At 67.8% G+C, this 18,769-nt stretch carries 21 protein-coding genes; 11 read left to right on the forward strand and 10 right to left on the reverse strand.

The annotated features are described in order from the left end of the window. Positions 1-8 precede the first annotated feature (8 nt). From FHS75_RS07535 to mgtE, 3 genes are read right to left on the reverse strand one after another with little or no spacing between them, the layout of a single operon-like run. Positions 9-227 (reverse strand): hypothetical protein, encoded by a 219-nt coding sequence (locus tag FHS75_RS07535; protein ID WP_179407064.1) that lies wholly within the window; start codon positions 225-227, stop codon positions 9-11. 59 nt (positions 228-286) lie between these two features. Beyond that, positions 287-679 carry a DUF1489 family protein gene (locus FHS75_RS07540; protein WP_179407065.1) on the reverse strand — a complete coding sequence of 131 codons (393 nt, stop codon included), beginning with the start codon at positions 677-679 and terminating at the stop codon, positions 287-289. Positions 680-718: 39 nt separating this feature from the next. Further along, on the reverse strand, positions 719-2,149 hold the full coding sequence (gene mgtE / locus FHS75_RS07545) for a magnesium transporter (protein WP_179407066.1): 1,431 nt from the start codon (positions 2,147-2,149) through the stop codon (positions 719-721). A gap of 110 nt (positions 2,150-2,259) precedes the next feature. Here mgtE and FHS75_RS07550 point away from each other — a divergent pair, with 110 nt between their 5' ends. Further along, positions 2,260-2,730, forward strand: a complete 471-nt coding sequence (locus tag FHS75_RS07550; protein WP_179407067.1) for a peptidylprolyl isomerase — start codon at positions 2,260-2,262, stop codon at positions 2,728-2,730. Positions 2,731-2,751: 21 nt separating this feature from the next. On the opposite strand, the gene FHS75_RS07555 is transcribed toward FHS75_RS07550, so the two are convergent. From FHS75_RS07555 to FHS75_RS07580, 6 genes are read right to left on the reverse strand one after another with little or no spacing between them, the layout of a single operon-like run. After that, positions 2,752-3,447, reverse strand: coding sequence for a DUF2059 domain-containing protein (locus FHS75_RS07555; protein WP_179407068.1), 696 nt, complete (start codon positions 3,445-3,447; stop codon positions 2,752-2,754). 59 nt (positions 3,448-3,506) lie between these two features. Next, positions 3,507-4,397: a DMT family transporter gene (locus tag FHS75_RS07560; protein ID WP_179407069.1), complete on the reverse strand. Its 891-nt coding sequence runs from the start codon at positions 4,395-4,397 to the stop codon at positions 3,507-3,509. 25 nt (positions 4,398-4,422) lie between these two features. Next, entirely contained in the window at positions 4,423-5,307 is an 885-nt protein-coding gene (locus tag FHS75_RS07565; RefSeq protein ID WP_179407070.1) for a LysR substrate-binding domain-containing protein, read from the reverse strand. Between the two features lie 44 nt (positions 5,308-5,351). After that, on the reverse strand, positions 5,352-6,272 hold the full coding sequence (locus FHS75_RS07570; protein ID WP_179407071.1) for a hemolysin family protein: 921 nt from the start codon (positions 6,270-6,272) through the stop codon (positions 5,352-5,354). Positions 6,273-6,289: 17 nt separating this feature from the next. Next, on the reverse strand, positions 6,290-6,787 hold the full coding sequence (ybeY, locus tag FHS75_RS07575; protein WP_179407072.1) for an rRNA maturation RNase YbeY: 498 nt from the start codon (positions 6,785-6,787) through the stop codon (positions 6,290-6,292). A 20-nt stretch (positions 6,788-6,807) separates the two neighbouring features. Continuing rightward, positions 6,808-7,845: a PhoH family protein gene (locus FHS75_RS07580; RefSeq protein ID WP_179407073.1), complete on the reverse strand. Its 1,038-nt coding sequence runs from the start codon at positions 7,843-7,845 to the stop codon at positions 6,808-6,810. Between the two features lie 108 nt (positions 7,846-7,953). Between FHS75_RS07580 and FHS75_RS07585 the strand changes: the two genes are divergently transcribed. Continuing rightward, positions 7,954-8,478 carry a hypothetical protein gene (locus FHS75_RS07585; RefSeq protein WP_179407074.1) on the forward strand — a complete coding sequence of 175 codons (525 nt, stop codon included), beginning with the start codon at positions 7,954-7,956 and terminating at the stop codon, positions 8,476-8,478. On the opposite strand, the gene miaB is transcribed toward FHS75_RS07585, so the two are convergent. Continuing rightward, a complete protein-coding gene (miaB, locus tag FHS75_RS07590; RefSeq protein WP_179407075.1) occupies positions 8,470-9,804 on the reverse strand; it encodes a tRNA (N6-isopentenyl adenosine(37)-C2)-methylthiotransferase MiaB in 1,335 nt (444 codons plus the stop codon). The two genes, FHS75_RS07585 and miaB, sit on opposite strands and share 9 nt — an antisense overlap. 294 nt (positions 9,805-10,098) lie before the next feature. Between miaB and FHS75_RS07595 the strand changes: the two genes are divergently transcribed. The 9 genes from FHS75_RS07595 (at position 10,099) to FHS75_RS07635 (ending at position 18,761) form a co-directional block, all read left to right on the forward strand. Beyond that, positions 10,099-10,956 (forward strand): alpha/beta hydrolase, encoded by an 858-nt coding sequence (locus FHS75_RS07595; protein ID WP_179407076.1) that lies wholly within the window; start codon positions 10,099-10,101, stop codon positions 10,954-10,956. After that, positions 10,953-11,921: a calcium/sodium antiporter gene (locus FHS75_RS07600; RefSeq protein ID WP_179407077.1), complete on the forward strand. Its 969-nt coding sequence runs from the start codon at positions 10,953-10,955 to the stop codon at positions 11,919-11,921. The genes FHS75_RS07595 and FHS75_RS07600 overlap by 4 nt, the downstream gene beginning before the upstream one ends. A gap of 80 nt (positions 11,922-12,001) precedes the next feature. Beyond that, positions 12,002-13,180, forward strand: a complete 1,179-nt coding sequence (locus tag FHS75_RS07605; RefSeq protein ID WP_179407078.1) for a GGDEF domain-containing protein — start codon at positions 12,002-12,004, stop codon at positions 13,178-13,180. 70 nt (positions 13,181-13,250) lie between these two features. Continuing rightward, on the forward strand, positions 13,251-14,996 hold the full coding sequence (argS, locus tag FHS75_RS07610) for an arginine--tRNA ligase (protein WP_179407079.1): 1,746 nt from the start codon (positions 13,251-13,253) through the stop codon (positions 14,994-14,996). A gap of 8 nt (positions 14,997-15,004) precedes the next feature. Next, positions 15,005-15,892, forward strand: coding sequence for an SPOR domain-containing protein (locus FHS75_RS07615; RefSeq protein WP_244959011.1), 888 nt, complete (start codon positions 15,005-15,007; stop codon positions 15,890-15,892). A gap of 100 nt (positions 15,893-15,992) precedes the next feature. Further along, positions 15,993-17,012, forward strand: a complete 1,020-nt coding sequence (nagZ, locus tag FHS75_RS07620) for a beta-N-acetylhexosaminidase (RefSeq protein ID WP_179407081.1) — start codon at positions 15,993-15,995, stop codon at positions 17,010-17,012. After that, a complete protein-coding gene (locus tag FHS75_RS07625) occupies positions 17,009-17,827 on the forward strand; it encodes a segregation and condensation protein A (protein ID WP_179407082.1) in 819 nt (272 codons plus the stop codon). Before nagZ ends, FHS75_RS07625 begins: the two co-directional genes overlap by 4 nt. Beyond that, positions 17,824-18,429 carry an SMC-Scp complex subunit ScpB gene (gene scpB, locus FHS75_RS07630; RefSeq protein WP_179407083.1) on the forward strand — a complete coding sequence of 202 codons (606 nt, stop codon included), beginning with the start codon at positions 17,824-17,826 and terminating at the stop codon, positions 18,427-18,429. The genes FHS75_RS07625 and scpB overlap by 4 nt, the downstream gene beginning before the upstream one ends. Positions 18,430-18,491: 62 nt before the next feature. Further along, complete coding sequence (locus FHS75_RS07635; protein WP_179407084.1) at positions 18,492-18,761, forward strand: Sec-independent protein translocase subunit TatA; 270 nt, start codon at positions 18,492-18,494, stop codon at positions 18,759-18,761. The last annotated feature ends 8 nt before the right edge of the window (positions 18,762-18,769 follow it).

An 18,769-nucleotide genomic window follows, 5' to 3' on the forward strand; every position in this document is an offset into this window, starting at 1 on the left:
CGCTGCGTTCAGGGGTTGGTCTTGGGTTGGGGCTCGCTCTCGGCCTCGTCGCTCTTGCGAACGCGTTCGACTTCGGGATCGGCGTCCTTCACGTGATGCTTTTCGGCGCGCTTGCCGACATCGCGTTGCAGGTTGCCGCCCGCCGAACCGGCCTGATCCGGCGTGTCGCGGTCGGTCATGCGGTCGATGAGATCGTTGTCGGGGTGGCGTGACTGGCGTTCGGGCATGGTTCTTTCTCCTTTGCCCTCACAACGAGCCGCCTGCCGCGCAGGTTCCGACCGCGCGGTCAGACGAGGCCCAGCTTCGCCAGTTCGCCGACAAGGCGGGGCGGCAGCGCTTCGCCTTCCATGTCCCCGTCGAGATCGCGCGGGGCAGCCTCGGCCTTGAGGTACCGCCAGCCCTGGTGCGCCCGCTTGGCGCGCGGTTCGACGGCAATGAGGCGCGGTTCGAGCCGGATGTCCCAGCGGCCGTCCTGCCGCTGCTCGAAACCGATAAGCGGCGAGCGTCCGACGATGGCATGTTCGTGAATCCAGAAGAGCGAGCCGCCGTTCATCTCCTCGTGCCGCTTGGGCAGGTAGCGAGTGGACAGGCGCGCCTCGGCATCGTGGCTTTCCAGCCAGCGCCTTAGCGATGCGGCGCTTTGCGCCCCGTAGGCGATCTTGGTCATGTGAAGCGGCATCGGCTTCCAGATAGGAAGCGCGCGCGGCCCCCGCAAACGTCAGCCGACCAGCCCGCTGACGACGGCAAGCCCGAGGAATGCGAAGAACCCCATCGAATCGGTGATCATGGTGACGAACACCGAGCTGGCGACGGCGGGGTCCTGCCCCAGCCGCTCGAACAGGACAGGGACGACCACGCCCGCAAGGCCCGCGGTCAGGATGTTGATGATGACCGCCAGCGCGATGACCGCGCCCAGCATCGGCGAGAATATCGCCGCCGTCGCCAGCCCGATCAGCACCGCGACGGTAGCGCCGTTGAGCACGGCGACGCGCGTTTCCCGCCAGAGGATGCGCCTGGTGTTCGACCGCGTAAGCTGGTTCATCGCGATGGCGCGGACCGAGACCGCCATCGTCTGCGTACCGGCGTTGCCGCCGATCGAGGCGACGATGGGCATGAGGATCGCCAGCGCGACGAGCTGTTCGATTGCGGCCCCGAACATCGCGATGATGAGGCTGGCGATCAGCGCGGTGCCGAGGTTCGCGACCAGCCAGCGCACGCGCGAGGAGTAGGCGTCGCGGATCGGCTCGTTGATGTCGCCTTCGCCCGCGCCCGAAAGGAGCAGCACGTCCTCACCCGCTTCGGCCTGGACGATGTGGACGATGTCGTCGACCGTCATCTGCCCGACGAGGCGACCCGATTCGTCGACCACCGCAGCGGAAATGAGCGCGTACTTCTGGAAGCGCAGCGCGACTTCCTCCTGGTCCATCATGACCGGAATCAGCGTCTGGTCGCGCGTCATCACGTCGCTGAGGGGGACGTGGCGGGGCGTGCGCATGATCCACGAAAGCGCGCAGGTGCCCAGCGGACGGTGCGCCGGATCGACCACGAAGACTTCCCAGAAGTCGGTCGGCAGGTCCTTGTTCTCGCGCAGGAAGTCGATCAGGTCGCCGACCATGAGGTGCTCGGGAACCGCGATGAAGTCGCGGCTCATCAGGCGGCCGGCGGTCTCCTCGGGATAGGCGAGCGCCGCCTCGATCGCGGCACGGTCCTCGGGCTCGAGTTCGGCGAGGACGGCGCGCTGGTCGTCGCGGTCGAGGTCCTCGATCATCGCGACGGCGTCGTCGGTTTCGAGTTGTTCGGCGATGCCCGCCACAATCTCGGCCGGGAGGTTGGCGAGGAGCTGCTCGCGAACGTAGTCGTTCAGCTCGGCGATGACTTCCGCGCTCATCTGGTCGCGGATGGCGCGTGCCACGTCGAGCCGCTGGTCCTCCTCGGTCAGCTCGAGAAGGTCGGCGATGTCGGCGGGGTGCAGCGGCTCCACGAGTTCGTAGGCGCGGTCGTAGTCGCCCTCGCGCACCGCCTCGTGCACGTTGCGGACGAATTCGGGCTTCAGGCGGTTTTCCTCGTCGAGGCTCTCGCTTTCCGGCTGCTCCCCGGCGGGCCGTTCGCCGTCTTCGAGCACCACGTCTTCGAGATCCTGCGGAGTCATGCGCGCCGGTCTACGGCGGCCCGCGCCAAAAGCAACCGTCCGAAAAGCGGCGGGCGTGACTTTGCGATGCACGCCCCTATATCGGGCGCGAACACGCACAGGAGATTCCCATGGCCGACGAATACCTCACCCTCACGCTCGACACCGGCAACGGCGAAGGCGGCGACGTGAAGATCAAGCTTCGCCCGGACCTGGCCCCCAACCACGTCGAACGAATCAAGGAGCTTGCCGGAGAAGGCTTCTACGACGGCGTGAAGTTCCACCGCGTGATCGACGGCTTCATGGCGCAGGGCGGCTGCCCGCATGGCACCGGCACCGGCGGATCGGAAAAGCCCGACCTCGATGCCGAATTCAATGCCGAGCCGCACACGCGCGGCGCCTGCTCGATGGCGCGCACCAGCGATCCCAATTCGGCGAACAGCCAGTTCTTCATCGTCTTCGACGACGCCACGTTCCTCGACAGGCAGTACACCGTGTGGGGCAACGTCGAGGAAGGAATGGAACACGTCGACGCGCTGCCGCAGGGCGAGCCGCCGGCCAGTCCCGGCACCATCACCAGGGCGACCGTCAGCGAGGGCTGATGGCGAGCGGTGGCGGGCGGGTCAGTCGGCCGCGCCCGCCTCGATCCCCACGAGTTCGCGGAAGCGCTCGCGCTCGGCCGGGCTCAGGTCATCGATCTTGCGCGGTTTGGGCAATTCGGCGGTGACCGCCCCGACGCGCTCCATGATGCCGGGCATCTGCTCCATGATCCTGGGCACGAAGTCCTGCATCTTGCTCATCACTTCGGGCGCAATGAAGATCTGCATCGATTGCCGCGCGTACTTCGCGCCTGCCGGCGTGGCGAAGAACGCGTTCATCTCCCCCAGCTCGTCCGCCGTGAAGCGCGACGCGTAGGCTTCGACCAGCCCGGCGCGGATCGAAGGCTCCATCGCGGACATGAGCTGCGTCATCTCGTCCATCATCACCGCGTTGGTCAGCCGCATCCGCTCCTCGTGAGCCGGATCGACAAGCTCCATCAGCTCCTGGAGGGTGCCATCGCCCAGCCTTGCGATTCGCTCCTGCTCGATCCCGCTGGCCGCGAGGAGGCTCTTGAGCGGCAGGGTGCCGATGCCCTTCATCATCTGGTCCTGCACCTGCGCCATCGATTCGTTCATGATCCGCGCATAGGTGCCGAGCGGCAGGATCGCGTCGACGGTGGTTCGAGCTGCCTCGGCGCTGCCTGTTTCCGCCTGCGCATTCGCCACCACCGGCACGGCGAACAGCGCGATCGCCGCGATGCCCCGTCCGATCCCTTTCATGATCCGTTACCTCCTTGCCCTGGTTCCCGCAGCGACATTGCGGGGGTGGCATGCTCCGGTCAAGCGACTGGCGGGATCAGCCCGCGCCGGCTGCGGAAGCGCCCGACCTGGACGACGAGCACGGCGACGAAGATCAGCCCGGCGCCCGCCCAGCCAAGCGGCGAAAGGCGCTCGCCCAGCAGGAGGATGCCCGCCATCGCGGCAAAGACCGTCTCCAGCGACATGATGATCGTCGCCTCGGCAGGCGGCGCGTGGGCAAGCGCTATCGCCATTATGCCGAAGCCCAGCGCGCCCGATACCAGGCCGACGAACAGGATGTCGGGCCAGGCCGCCGCAATCCCTGCCAGGCTGCCGCCCTCGCTCGCCAGCGCGACCGGAATGGCGACCAGCGCGACGAGGGCGAACTGCAGGCAGGTGTAGCCGAACGGCCGGCCCTGGCGCGCAGCCGCTTCGGTCACGAGGATGTGCATCGCCCACCCGACCGTGGAAACCGCGACAAGCCAGTCGCCGGTTGAAAGGCCGCCGAACGAGGCTCCTCCGAGCAGCCAGCTTCCCGCGAAGGCGAGCGCCACGCCCACCCAGACGACCGGCAGGGGCGCGCGGCGATGGACGAGCCAGACCATCAGCGGGACCATCACCACGTAAAGCGAAGTCAGCAGGCCCGCATTGATGACCGTCGCCGTCACGATTCCCGCCTGCTGCAGGAAACCCGCCGTAAGGAACGCGAACCCGCCCATCGCGACGATCAGCAGGAAGCGGCGCGGCGAGGGACCCTTGGCCGCCCGCTCGCGCCATGCAAGCGGGGCCAGCGCGAACGCCGACACCGCCGCACGAAGGCCGATGAACAAGAGCGGCCCGATATGCGCCATGGCGTTCTTCTGGAAATAGAACGCAAGGCCCCAGACAAGCGCCGCCGCCAGCAGCAGCAAATCCGCGTAGATGCGTTTCATCGGCCGGCGAGAACGCGCATCGCCGTCACAGTCCGGCGCCGAGCATCCATTCGTGGAAGATTTTCACGGGCCGGGTTTCGAGGTCCTTCGGCCGGCAGACGAACCAGTAGCTATATGGACTTTCGACATCGATATCGAACAGGCGCGCCAGCCTGTCGTCGCGCGATCGCGTGAAATGGTCGTCGTGCATGATCGCGATGCCCAGGCCCTGCGCCGCGGCTTCGAGGATCAGCTGGCCCGAATCGAAGTGGTCGATCGCCGCAGGCTGCAGGTTGCGCAGGTCCATCGCCTCGAGCCAGGCGTGGAAGCTTTCCGGCAGGTCGTTGTGGATGAGAAATGTCTGGCCGGACAAGGCGTCGCGATCGGGCACAGGCCCGATTTCCTCGGCAAGTTCCTTGGAGACGATCGCGTAGACGCGGTTGTGATCGAGCCGGACCGAATAGAACGACGGATCGGGCCGGTGCGCGAGGATGATTGCCGCATCGAGCGTATCGCCGACTTTCGTGTCCGAATGCGGGCTGGTGTCCATGTCGATATGCAGGCGCGGGTGCAGCTTGCGCAGTTCGGGCAGGCGAGGGAACAGGCGCTGCCCGCCGAAGAGCGACGGCACGCCCAGGTGCAGCCGCAGGACCTTGGCATTCTCGATCTGCGAATCGACCGCGTCGGAAAGCTCTTCGAGCTTGGGCGCGACCACGTTGTAGAACGCCTGCCCTTCCTCGGTCAGCTTCATCGACTGGTGCTGGCGCGTGAACAGCCGCTTGCCGGTGAATTCCTCGAGCGCGGCGACCCGTCGCGACAGGGCCGAGGGCGATAGCGCGAGCTCGTTCGCCGCGGCTTTCGCCGAGCCAAGTTTCACGACACGAACGAACGCTTCGAGGGCGCGCAGGGGTGGCAGTCGGCGTACCGGCAATCCAGTTTTTCCTGTTCGAAGAATTGGCGTTCCCAGTCAGGAACTTATGCTTCCTCAATCTCCGTCACTACGGGAGGGTGCAACCGCAGGCGCGTCACATGACGTTCGTTGCCTGCGACGACTTCAATTCGCCAGCCGCTGTCATGTTCCAGAATAGTGCCAACTTCCGGAACCTGTTCGGCAAGAACGAACGTCAGACCTCCGAGAGTATCCACCGCTTCCTCGACTTCCGCAAGGCGCGGATCGATCTTCTCGGCGATGTCTTCCAGTTCGACGCGGGCGTCGGCTTCCCACAGGCCGTCTTCCAGCGGAACCAGCAATTCCTCGGGCGCATCGTCGTGCTCGTCCTCGATCTCGCCGACGATTTCCTCGACGAGGTCCTCGATGGTGATGATGCCGTCCACGCCCGAATATTCGTCGACCACCACGGCAAGGTGCGTGCGGCTCGCGCGCATGTCGGCGAGCACGTCGAGTGCCCCGCGCGCCTGCGGCACGTAGAGCGGCTGGCGCATCAGGCTCTTCCAGTCGCGCGGCGGCGTCTTGCCGCTGGCGAGGAAGGGGAAGACATCCTTGATCAGCATCATGCCGATCACGTCGTCGAGGGTGTCCTCGTAGACCGGCAGGCGGCTGTGGCCGTGCTCGGCGAAGGCGGCGACCATCTCGTCCCAGCTTGCCGAGGCCGGAACCGCCGTGATCTCGCCGCGCGGGATCGCCACGTCGTCGGCGTCGTGCTCGCTGAAGTGAAGGAGGTTGCGCAGCATCTGCCGTTCGAGCGGCGAAAGGTCGCCGCTGGCAGAGCCGCTCTCGGCCTCGTCTTCGTGTTCGTTGATCGCTTCCTCGATCTGCGCGCGAAGCGACTGCTCGCCTTCGCCGCGGTCGAAAAGTCGTCTGATGGAGCGCCAGAGCGCGGGGCTACTGTCCGGGTCTCCGGCAGCTGGATCGCCAACGCGGCCATTGTCGGCCATGATCGTTCGGTTGCCTTCTATGTTGCGTCAGGACGTTCATATGGGTTTTCGATGCCCATGAGGGCAAGGGCCTTTATCTCCGCTTCCTCCATCGCGCCAGCCTCTTCCTCGCCCAGTTCGTGATCGTGTCCCGCGAGGTGAAGCAGGCCGTGGACGATGAGGTGTGCCGCATGCGCATCGAGAGAGACGCCCTTTTCCGCCGCTTCGCGGGCGCAGGTTTCGCTCGCCAGCGCAATGTCGCCGAGCATTTCGGGTGGTCCTTCCGGCGCGAGCGCGAGCAGGTCGGCGCGCCCGATCATCGGGAAGGAGAGCACGTTGGTCGGCTTGTCCTTTTCCCGCCAGGTGCGGTTGAGACCCCGAATTTCCGCGTCGCTTGTGAACAGCAGGCTTGCCGAAAGCCGCGGATTCGCAAGCTCCGGCGCAATCCGCACCGTTGCCTCCGCGACGCGGATCGCCAGCGCCTCCCAGTCCGTGCCGCCGGGCCAGCCCGCTTCGACCGAGCAGTCGAGGTCCATCGCAGGCGCCCGGACCGATCCTATCCCGCCGTGCCTTCGTAGGCATCGACGATCCGGCCCACGATCGGGTGGCGTACGACGTCCGCGGCGCCGAAGCGCACGACCGATATGCCCTCGACACCCTCGAGCCGGTTGACCGCGTCGGCGAGGCCCGAGTGCGAATCGCCGCCTGGTATGTCGACTTGCCGGGGGTCTCCGCACACGACCATTCGACTGTTCTGGCCGAATCGCGTGAGGAACATCTTCATCTGCGCGGGCGTGGTGTTCTGCGCCTCGTCGAGGATCACGAAAGCCTCGCCCAGCGTGCGGCCGCGCATGAAGGCGATGGGCGCGATCTCGATCTCGCCGCTGGCGATCCTCCGCTCGACCTGCTCGGGCGGCATGCAGTCGTAGAGCGCGTCGTATAGCGGGCGCAGGTAGGGATCGACCTTCTCCTTCATGTCTCCGGGCAGGAAGCCGATGCGCTCTCCCGCCTCGACCGCCGGTCGCGACAGGATCAGGCGCTGGACGCTGCCGGTGATCAGCTGGCTGACCGCCTGCGCCACCGCGAGGTAGGTCTTGCCGGTGCCCGCCGGGCCGAGCGCGAAGATGATGTCGCTGCGGATCAGCGCGCGCATGTAGTCGATCTGGGTGGCGGAGCGCGGGACGATGGTCTTCTTGCGCGTGCGGATCATGATCGGCGGCGCGCCGCCGCTGTCGTCGCCGGTGATGATGCCTTCCAGCGTCGGCTCGGCCGACATCGCGATCAGCGATTCGACCGCGCCGGTATCGAGATCGTGCCCCTGGGCAAGCCGCTGGTGCATCGATTTCAGGACGTCGCGCGCCCTTGCGACCGCTTCCTCGGGCCCTTCGATCTGCACCTTGTTGCCGCGCGCCGCGATGTAGACGCCGAGACGGTTCTCGATCTGCACAAGGTTTGCGTCGAACTGCCCGAACAGCGCGCCGAGCACGGCCACTTCCTCGAATTCGACTTCGGTCCTTGCGCGTCGGGGAGCGTCGCGGCGATTCGCGGGCTTGTCGATTGCAGCCTGTTCGGTGCGGGAAGCTTTGCGACTCATGCCATCCTTTCGCTGGGTGCCGGATACAGGTTGCGACGGCTGTCGCGCTTGCGCAAGCGCCGGTGGACGCGCATAGTCGTGCTATCCACGAGCCGAGTGGAGGGCGACATGAAAAGAATTGCGCTGTTGCTTGCGGGCATCGCTGTCCTTGCAGGCTGTTCGAGGGGTGAGGACGTAGCCAGCACTCCCAGTCCGGAGGAACTGGCGCAGGCGGGCGTGCAGGCCTGGCTTGAGCGAAAGTACGGGGCCCACCAGGACGTGCGCTATGCGCTGGGCTGGGCGGACCTCGACGGCGACACGATCGACGAGGCCATCGTCTACGTTGCGGGACCGATGCTGTGCGGCACCGGCGGGTGCAGCGCGCTGGTCCTGACCCGCGAGGGAGAGCACTGGCGCGCCGTCATGGAGACCAGCATCTCGCGCACGCCGGTGACCATGCTCGACAGCCGCACCAACGGCTGGCGCGACCTCACCGTCGACATCAGCGGCGGCGGCGGTCCTTCGGGCACGGTCAGGCTCAAGTACGACGGCGATGCCTATCCTTCGAATCCCAGCATGGTCAAAGGCGGTCTCGGAGCCGAGCAGGGGGCGGTGCTGATCCCGATCGATCCCGAGTACGTCCAGCTAAACTAGCGCGCGTTCGAGCAGGCGACCGCGCAGCGAGTTCGGCCCCGCCTCGGCGAGCTCGACGGTGACGATGTCGCCGATCGCGGCCTCGCCCTCGAAGAACACCGATTGCAGCCAGGGCGACTTGCCCAGCCACTGGCCGGGCAGCTTTCCGCGCCGTTCGACGAGGACCTCGCAGGTCCGCCCCGTGCTCGCTTGGTTGAAGGCAAGCTGGTCGCGGTTGATCGCCGCCTGCAGGCGCTGCAACCGCTCGTCCATGACTTGGCGGGGGACCTGTCCGTCCATCGTCGCGGCAGGCGTGCCGGGTCGCGGCGAGTACTTGAAGCTGAACGCCTGCGCATAGCCGACCGCGTCGACCAGCTTCAGCGTTTCCCCGAACTCGGCCTCCGTCTCGCCGGGGAAGCCGACGATGAAGTCGCCCGAAAGCGCGATGTCGGGCCGCGCCGCGCGGAAGCGGTCGAGCAGGGCGAGGTAGCTGTCCACCGTGTGGCTGCGGTTCATCGCCCCGAGCACGCGGTCGCTGCCCGACTGCACCGGCAGGTGGAGATAGGGCATCAGCTTCGCGATCTCGCCGTGCGCGGCGATCAGCGCGTCGGTCATGTCGTTGGGGTGGCTGGTCGTGTAGCGGATGCGGGCGAGGTCGGGCATTTCGGCCAGCGCCGCGACGAGGCCCTCCAGGCCGACGCCGCGCCCTTTCGCGTCCTCGCCGGTCCAGGCGTTGACGTTCTGGCCGAGCAGCGTGATCTCGCGCGCGCCGCCTGCGACCAGCCTTTCGGCCTCGGCCACGAGGTCGGCGAACGGGCGGGAGGCTTCGGCGCCGCGCGTGTAGGGCACCACGCAATAGGTGCAGAACTTGTCGCACCCTTCCTGCACGGTGAGGAACGCGGTCGGCCCCGACTTGCGGCGCGCGGGCAACGCGTCGAACTTGGTTTCGGCGGGCATGTCGGTGTCGGTCGAGCGCCTGCCGTCCGCGGCATCGCGCACCATCGCGGGCAGCCGGTGGTAGGCCTGCGGTCCGACGACCATGCGCACCGACGGCGCGCGCGCCATGATCTCCTCGCCCTCGGCCTGCGCGACGCAGCCGGCGACGGCGATCAGCGGGGACGAGCCGTCCTCGCGCTTGAGCCGGCCGATGTCCGAATAGACCTTCTCTGCGGCCTTTTCGCGGATATGGCATGTGTTGAGCACGACGAGGTCGGCATCCTCGCCCTCGGGCGCGGGCGACAGGCCGTCCTCGGCAAGCATCTCGGCCATGCGCTCGCCGTCGTAGACGTTCATCTGGCAGCCGAAGCTCTTGACCCTGTAGGTCCGGGGTTTGTCGGTTGTCTGCATGCGCGGCCCGTTAGCGGATTTGCGCGGGTTTGGACAGGGGGAGGCCGCTGGTGCCGCCGTCCGGGCGAAGTTGACGAAGGCGACACCCTGTCGCCCTGCCGAAATGCGAGCAAGTATCGGAAAAAGCGTGGAAAATCGTCCCCGCGGTGAAGTTGACACCTGTCATTGTCGATTTTCCTCGTCTTCGCGCGACTGCACAGGCCGCCGCTATCGCATCGACGGCCGATGTAGGACAGTTCGCGCTGCGCGCTCGTTCGGCGTGGCACCGGGCGGCTTGCCGGGTTAGGCAGGCGCATGGAAACCGGATTCGCACACTCGCTCGGCAAGGCGGCGCTCGTTGCCGCGATCATGTTCGCGCAGCCCTCGCATGCGCAGGAAGATTGGCGGCAAGTCGGATCGGTGGCGCACCTGCCCGCGCTTGCCGGCGATTATTTCGCGCTGGATTCGCGGGAAGTGGGGCGCACATACCACATCTTCGTCCGGCTTCCCGAAGGATACGATGCGAAGCCCGACGCGCGGTATCCGGTGGTCTACATGCTGGACGGCGATTCGACTTTCCCGATGCTCGCGCCGATGCACCTGCTCATGCACTACGACGACAAGCTGCCCGAGGCGATCCTGGTGGGCATCGCCTACGGCAGTTTCGATCCGTCGATCAACAAGCGGCACATCGATTACCGGCTGAAGATGGACGACGGGACGCCCGGCGGCTCCCCGCAATTCCTCGACATGCTTGAAAAGGAGCTGGTGCCGCGCATAGAGGCGAAGTTCCGCACCGATCCGGACCGCCGCGTGCTTGTCGGCCAGAGCCGGGGCGGCAGCGCGGTGCTGCAGGCGGCATGGCGCAAGCCCGGCCTGTTCTGGGGCCACCTGGCCAGCAATCCGGGCCGCGAGTTCGAGACCCGGCTGCTCTACGGCATGGACCTGCCACCGCCCGACAAGCCGAGGAACGGCTACCTGATCCTGGCGTCGGGTTCGGCGGACTGGGACTACCTGCGCGGCACCGCCATCGAATGGCGCGACGCCATCGCCGCGCGCGACGACCTGCCGTGGGACACGCGTTTCGTGAACGTCCCCGGCGGCACCCACGCCGCCGACCTCGGCAACGCCTACCGCGCCGCGATGCGGATCATGTTCGGGACACCCGAATGACCGCAATCCTGATCATCGGCGGGCTGGTCCTGCTCGCGCTTGGCGGCGAACTGCTGGTGCGCGGGGCGGTCGGCATCGCCAACCTGCTCAGGGTCTCGCCGCTGCTCACCGGGCTGACCATCGTCGGCTTCGGCACCTCGATGCCCGAACTCGTCACCGGCATAGAAGCGGCGCTGGCGGGCGCACCGGGGATCGCGGTGGGCAACGTGGTCGGCTCGAACATCGCCAACATCCTGCTGATCCTGGGCGTGACCGCGGTCATCGTCCCCCTCGCGATCGACCCGAGGGCGTTCCGTCGCGACGGACTGGCCGTCGTCGCCTCCACGCTCGCGGTCGTCGCCTTCGCACTGCTCGGAGAGATCGGCCTGGTCGCGGGCCTGTTCCTGCTCGCCGTGCTCGTCGCCTATCTCGTCTGGGCCTATCTCGGCGAGCGGCGTTCGCCCGACGAGGAGGGCGAGATGCTCGAACACATCGCGCAGGACGCGGCCCCGAAGACGCGGAGCTGGCCGCTGCTTGCGGCGATGGCCGTGGGCGGCATCGCGGCGGCCATCTTCGGCGCGCAGTTCCTGGTCGAGGGCGCGATCGTGCTGGCCCGCGAATGGGGTGTCTCCGAAGCGGTGATCGGCCTTTCGGTCGTCGCCATCGGGACCTCGCTGCCTGAACTGATCGCCTGTTCGGTCGCCGCGCTGCGCCGCCATGCCGACGTCGCGCTCGGCAATGTCGTGGGCTCGAACATCTACAACGTGTTCGGCATCCTCGGCGCGACGGCGGTGGTCAAGCCGCTCGCCGTCCCGCCCGAGATCGCCGCACTCGATGCCTGGGTGCTGCTGGGGGTCACCGCGCTGCTCATCCTGTTCCTGCGGACCGGCTGGACGCTCAAGCGCTGGGAAGGCGCGGTCTTTGTCGCGCTCTACGTCGCCTACTGCACCTGGCTATTCGTCGGCGGCAGCATCGCGCAGGCATAAGGACCCGGCAGCCGCGAAGAATCCGATTTTGTGCAAGCGTACTTAGCAGGTTGGAAACGAACTCCTGCTAGGCCCGGCCCATGTCGGGGCAGAGCCAGTTTTTCATCCTGATACCAGCGATGTACGTGTTGTTCACGCTCGCGCTGGCAATCGTCGCGGTGGTCGACCGCCGGCTGGTCTCGGCACGCTGGGCGGCGCTGGGCTTCGCCATCGCCGGCGCTTCGATCATCGTCGACGGCTATCGCGAGCCGGGCGGCGACCGCTGGGTCTCGTGGTTCACCGTCGCGACGCACTTCCTGCCCTTGCTGATCATGTTGCAGGCGTTCCTTTCGCGCCATCGCCGCAATGCGCCCGCATTTGCCGCGATCCTGACGATGATGGCTGCGGTCTTCGTCATGCCCGACATGCCGTGGGCACCGCCGCACTGGCTGCGCGGAGTCGCCGTGCAGGCGACATGCACCACGATCATCGCCGCCGGGCTGCCCGCGCTCTGGGCCTTGCGACGCGAAGCGCCGGTCGACTGGATCGCCTTCGGCGTGGTTGCAGGCGCGGCGCTGTCCTATGCCGGGCGCACGGTCGTCATCTTCCTCAACCCCATCGGCGACAGTCAGGCCGACGTCGTCGCGTTCTACGAGGGGCTGAACATCGCCTTCCACTCGATGAGCGCGCTGATGGGCATGTCGGTGGGCATCGTGCTCCTCATGACCATCGGCTACGACATGCTGCGCGGCCGCATCGAGGAAAGCGAGATCGACCCGCTGACCCAGCTCGGCAACCGCCGCCGCTTCGAAAAGCGCATTGCCGAGGACGGCGCTGGACGCAGGCGGGTGGGCGCGGTGCTCGTCATCGACCTCGACCACTTCAAGCGCGTGAACGACCAGTTCGGGCACGATGCCGGGGACGAGATCCTGCGCGCGGTGGGTGCGAAGCTCAACGCGCTGTTCGAGGGGCTGGGCACCGTCTGCCGCACCGGCGGCGAGGAATTCGTCGTCCTCCTCGACGATCGCCATGCCGAGGCGGTATCGGCGCTCGCCCTGTCCGCACGGGCGGGGATCGCGGCCCTCTCGTTCGACGGCCAGCTTGCCGGGACGGGCGTGACCGCCAGCGTCGGTTTTCATTACCGCGCCGGCGACGAGGACGTGCCGACCTCGATCCGCTACGCCGACCAGGCGGTCTACTGCGCCAAGGCCGACGGACGCGACCGGGTGGTGTCGGCCGCGAAGGTCAGGGGATTGCAAACGCTGCGCGCCGTCGCCTGAGCGGCACGGCGCATCGCGCATTGCAGCGCCCTGTTTCCCAAACCGTGCAAACCGGCTAACGGCGCGTGCCATGTCCGATACGCCTACGCTCTACGCCCGGTTCACCGAAAAGCTCGACGCCGTCCTCGCCGCCCTCGAGGCGGAGGGGCACATGCCGCCCGATACGCCGCGCCGCGCGGTGACGGTCGAGCCGCCGCGCGATCCCTCGCACGGAGACCTTGCGACCAACGCCGCGATGGTGCTCGCCAAGCAGGCGAAGACCAACCCGCGCGCGCTTGCCGGACTGATCGTCGAAAAACTCGCCGCCGATCCCGACGTGACGAGCGCGGAGATCGCCGGTCCCGGCTTCATCAACCTGCGCGTCGCGCGCGAGGCCTGGCTCGCCGAACTGCGCGCGGTGGCGGAGCTGGGCGCGGACTACGGCAAGTCGACGATGGGCGCTGGCAGGACGGTCAACATCGAGTATGTCTCGGCCAACCCCACCGGGCCGATGCACATGGGCCACTGCCGCGGCGCGGTGGTCGGCGATGCGCTGGCGAGCCTGCTCGAATTCGCGGGGCACAAGGTCATCCGCGAATACTACGTCAACGACGCGGGCGGGCAGGTCGACGTGCTCGCGCGCTCGGTTCATGTCCGCTACCGCGAGGCGCTGGGCAAGGACGTGGGCGAGATTCCCGAAGGCCTCTACCCCGGCGACTACCTCGTGCCCGTGGGCGAGGCGCTGGCGGAGGAATTCGGCGACCGGTACCTGGCCGCGCCCGAAAGCGAGTGGCTCGTCCCGTTCCGCGAACGCGCCGTCGCCGCGATGCTGGAAATGATCCGCGCCGACCTCGCGCTGCTCGGCATTCACCACGACCTGTTCTCATCCGAGGCCGAACTGCAGGCTGCCGGCAAGCCTGCCGAAGCCGAGGCCTGGCTGCGCGAGCGTGACCTCGTCTACGACGGCATGCTCGAGGCGCCCAAGGGCAAGACGCCCGAGGACTGGGAGCCTGTCGAACTGCCGCTGTTCCGCTCGACGAAGTTCGGCGACGACCAGGATCGCCCGATCAGGAAGTCGGACGGCAGCTGGACCTATTTCGGTGCCGACCTCGCCTATCACTACCAGAAGGCGCAAGGCGCGGACGCGCTCGTCGATATCTGGGGCGCGGACCATGCGGGCACGGTCAAGCGGATCAAGGCCGCCGTCGCCGCGATGACCGGCGCGGACGGCGATGCCGTGCCGTTCGAGGTCAAGCTTGTCCAGATGGTGCAGCTCCTGCGCGACGGGCAGCCGGTGAAGATGTCGAAGCGGTCGGGCACGTTCGTCACGCTCGCCGACGTCGTGCGCGAGGTGGGCAAGGACGTGGTGCGCTTCACCATGCTGACCCGCAAGCCCGAGGCGCAGATGGACTTCGATTTCGCGAAGGTGGTCGAGGCATCGAAGGACAACCCGGTCTTCTACGTGCAGTATTGCCATGCGCGCGTCTGCTCGACGCTGCGCAAGGCGGCTGCCGAGGACCTCGCGCCGTCGGACGGGCACCTCGAGCTGCTCGGCGAGGAGGAACTGGAGATGGTGAAGCTCGCCGCCCAGTTCCCCCGCATCGTCGAGGCCGCCGCCACCGCGCGCGAGCCGCATCGCATCGCCTTCTTCCTTCACGATCTGGCCGCCGCGCTTCATGGTTACTGGAATCTCGGTAACGATCGCCCGGACAAGCGGTTCATCGTGGTACAAGATGGTAACCTTAGTCGTGCTAGGCTTTTCCTGGCGGCCCAGATCGGGCAGCTCGTTAGGAATGGTCTGGCGCTTCTGGGCGTCGAGGCGGTAGAGGAAATGTAGCCATGTCGATGTCCGACACGTTTGGACCGCACGATCGCGACGAGGATTATCCGGGCCGGGACGATACCGGGCACGGGGATCGCGACGAACCGTTCGAGACGACCGAGGAGCATCTCGCGCCTCCCGAGGATGAACCCGTCGCGGAGCATGAGCCCGTCGCCGAGGACGCGGCCGGGCCGTACCGGTCAGACGAGCTCGAACTCACCGAGGAGGAAGAGCGGCTCCCCTGGCTCGAGGGCGACGACGACGATATCGACGAAGGCGGCTACGCCACCGGCCAGCTCGTCATGCTCGCGCTGCTCGGCATCGCCGCGCTGGCGCTGATCTTCGGCGGAATCTGGTGGGCGACCCGCGACAAGGGCGAGCCCGGCCTGGTGGCCGAAGGCGGCGTGATCGAAGCGCCCGACACGCCCTACAAGGAAAAGCCCGAGAATCCGGGCGGCAAGACTTTCGAAGGCACCGGCGACACCAGCTTCGCGGTTTCCGAGGGCGAAACCCGTCCCGCGCGGCTGGGCCAGGACGATGCTTCTCCCAAGCCCGGCTTCGATACGCTCGACAAGGGCGCGCAGAAGAAGGCAGCCGCCGAAAAGGCCCCGCCTGCCGAGAAATCCGCTGCCCCCGCCGCGGCCTCGGGCAGCGACGATGCCGCGTCCGCGCCTTCGGGACCGGGCGTGCAGGTCGGCGCGTTCTCGACGCGTGCGCTCGCCGAATCGGGCTGGAGCAAGCTTTCGGCGCAGAACGAGGTGCTTTCGGGCATGCGCTACCGCATCGTCGAGGGGCGCGCCGACATCGGCACGGTCTATCGCCTGCAGGCGCTCCCCGGCGATGCCGCCGCCGCGCGCTCGCTGTGCTCGGACCTCAAGGCCGCGGGCCTGAGCTGCCAGGTCAAGAACTGATCGCGAGCGTACCGGGGAGGCGCCGCACCGGCGGCGCTTATCCCCGGCGAAGCGGCAGCCGGAACTTGCGGAAACCGCGCGATTCTGCGATTCTCGCGCAATGCTGCCTGCGATTTTCGGCCTTTCCGGCACCGAGCTGACCGCCGACGAACGCGCGTTCTTCAGGGACGCGGACCCTGCCGGGTACATCCTGTTCGCGCGCAATTGCGAAAACCGCGCGCAGCTTCGCGCGCTGACCGACGCGCTGCGCGACCTCCACGGGCGCGAGCGCCTGTTCGTCTGCATCGACCAGGAAGGCGGGCGCGTCTCGCGGATGAAACCGCCCGAGTGGCTGGCATTCCCGCCGGGCGACACGTTCAGCAAGCTGTACGAGATCGCGCCCGCCAGCGCGATCGAGGCGGCGCGGGTCAACGCCGAGGCGCTCGGCATCGACCTGGCCGAGGCCGGGATCACCGTCGATTGCCACCCGGTGCTCGACCTGCGGCACGAAGGCGCGCACGACGTGATCGGGGATCGCGCGCTCGGTTCGGACCCGATGCGCGTCGCCGCGCTCGGCCGGGCGATCCTTGCAGGGCTTGCCCGCGCAGGCGTTACCGGCTGCGTCAAGCACTTGCCGGGCCACGGGCGTGCGGGCGCGGACAGCCACAGGGAACTGCCCACCGTCGAGGCCACCGAGGACGATCTTGCCGAGGACCTCAAGCCTTTCCAGGCGCTCGCCGACGCGCCCATCGGCATGACCGCGCACGTGCGCTACACTGCGTGGGACCCTGAAAATGCCGCCTCGCTCTCGCCCATCGTCGTCCGTGAGGTGATTCGCACGAAGATCGGCTTTGCCGGGCTGCTCCTGTCGGACGACCTCGACATGGAAGCGCTCGACGGCACGGTGCCCGAACGGGCCGAGAGGGTGATCGCGGCGGGCTGCGACATCGCGCTCAACTGCTGGGCGAAGTTGGACGACATGGTGGGCATCGCGCAGCGGCTGCCCGCCATGACGGACGAGGCGACGCTGCGGCTCGACCGCGCGCTCAAGGCCTCGGGCGACGGCGGTGCCGCCGGCAACCAGGCCGAACTCATCGCAAAGCGCGATTCGCTCATCGAGATGGCGGAGCGGCAGGCGTGAGCGTCGACTTCGCCGGAAGCGAGCTTTCCGGCGCGGCGTCCGCGCCCGACGGGTCCGACGACTGGAGCGTCGCCGCCACCGCCGAGGAGCGCGACGATGCGCTCTACCTCGAACTCGACGGGTGGGAAGGCCCGCTCGACCTGCTGCTCGACCTCGCAAGGCGGCAGAAGGTGGACTTGCGCGGGATCTCGATCCTCGAACTGGTCGACCAGTACCTGACCTACATCGAGCGGGCCGAGGCGCTGCGGCTGGAACTCGCCGCCGATTACCTCGTGATGGCGGCCTGGCTCGCCTACCTGAAAAGCGCGCTGCTGCTACCGAAGGAAGAGCAGGAGGACCCGAGCCCGGAGGAACTGGCGCTGCGGCTGCAACTGCGGCTCCAGCGGCTCGGCGCGATGCGCGAGGCGGCGGCGCGGCTGATGGCGCGCGACCGGCTGGGTCGCGACGTCTTCGCGCGCGGCGCGCCCGAGGGCCTGCGCGTCGACCGCAGGAACCGCTGGCAGTGCGACTGGTATTCGCTCGTCCAGGCCTACGGGCAGGTCAAGGCGCGCACGCAGCCCGTGGTCCACTTGGTGCGCGAGCGCGCGGTGATGACGCTCGACAGCGCGTTGTCGCGGGTTTCCGCCATGCTCGGCGTCAATCTCGACTGGATGGAACTGCGCGATTTCCTGCCGCCGCATGCCGAACCGCAGCTGCGTCGCTCGGCGCTCGCTTCCAGCTTCGTGGCCGCGCTCGAACTGGCGCGCACCGGCAAGGCCGAACTGGCGCAGGACGAGACATTCGGACCGCTGCGGCTGAAGGCGGTGCGGGCATGAGCCCGCCCGACGACCTCGTCCGCGCGGTGGAAGCGACGCTGTTCGCGGCCGAGGAGCCGATGACGGCAGAGGCGATCTCCACGCACCTCGGCGATGCCGACGTCAAGGCGGCGCTGGCCGAGCTTTGCGCGCACTACGAGGGTCGGGGCGTCCGCCTCGTCGAGCGGGGCAGGCGCTGGCAGTTCCAGACCGCGCCCGACCTTGCCCACCTGTTGCGGCGCGAGCGGATGGACGTGCGCCGCCTGTCGCGCGCGGCGACCGAGGTGCTGGCGATCGTTGCCTACCACGAGCCGGTGAGCCGCGCCGAGATCGAGGCGATTCGCGGCGTGCAGACCGCGAAGGGCACGCTCGACGTGCTGCTGGAGGCGGGCTGGGTGCGCGTTGCCGGGCGGCGCGAGGTCCCCGGACGCCCGGTGATCTACGCGACGACGCCCGATTTCCTCTCGCACTTCGGCCTCGCCTCGCGCCGCGACCTGCCGGGGATCGACGAATTGCGCGCGGCGGGGCTGCTCGACCCGGTCGACGACGACCTCGTCGCCGAGGAACTCGAACGCGGCACCGACAGGGAACCCGCGACCGGGGAAAGCGCCGACAGCGACTGACTGGCGCCGGCGGGCGCGATCGCCTATATCGGGCGCGTGAACGCGAACAAGGTATCGAGAAAATGAATATCGGCCCCTGGCAACTCCTGATCGTCGCGCTGGTCATCCTCGTGCTGTTCGGCCGCGGCCGGATTTCCGAGATGATGGGCGATTTCGGCAAGGGGATCAAAAGCTTCAAGAAGGGCATGACCGACGAGGAAAGCGCCCAGGAAAAGCCCGCAGCCCCGCCGCCGCAGATTTCCCAGCAGACGCCTCCGCCCGCCGAAAGCAAGCCCGCGACCTCCTCCGCCCCGGCGCCCGCCGAAAGCGGAAGCGCGCACTCGGGCAATTGACGCCCCGC

This window comes from Novosphingobium marinum, assembly GCF_013408095.1.
Classification (GTDB): domain Bacteria; phylum Pseudomonadota; class Alphaproteobacteria; order Sphingomonadales; family Sphingomonadaceae; genus Novosphingobium; species Novosphingobium marinum.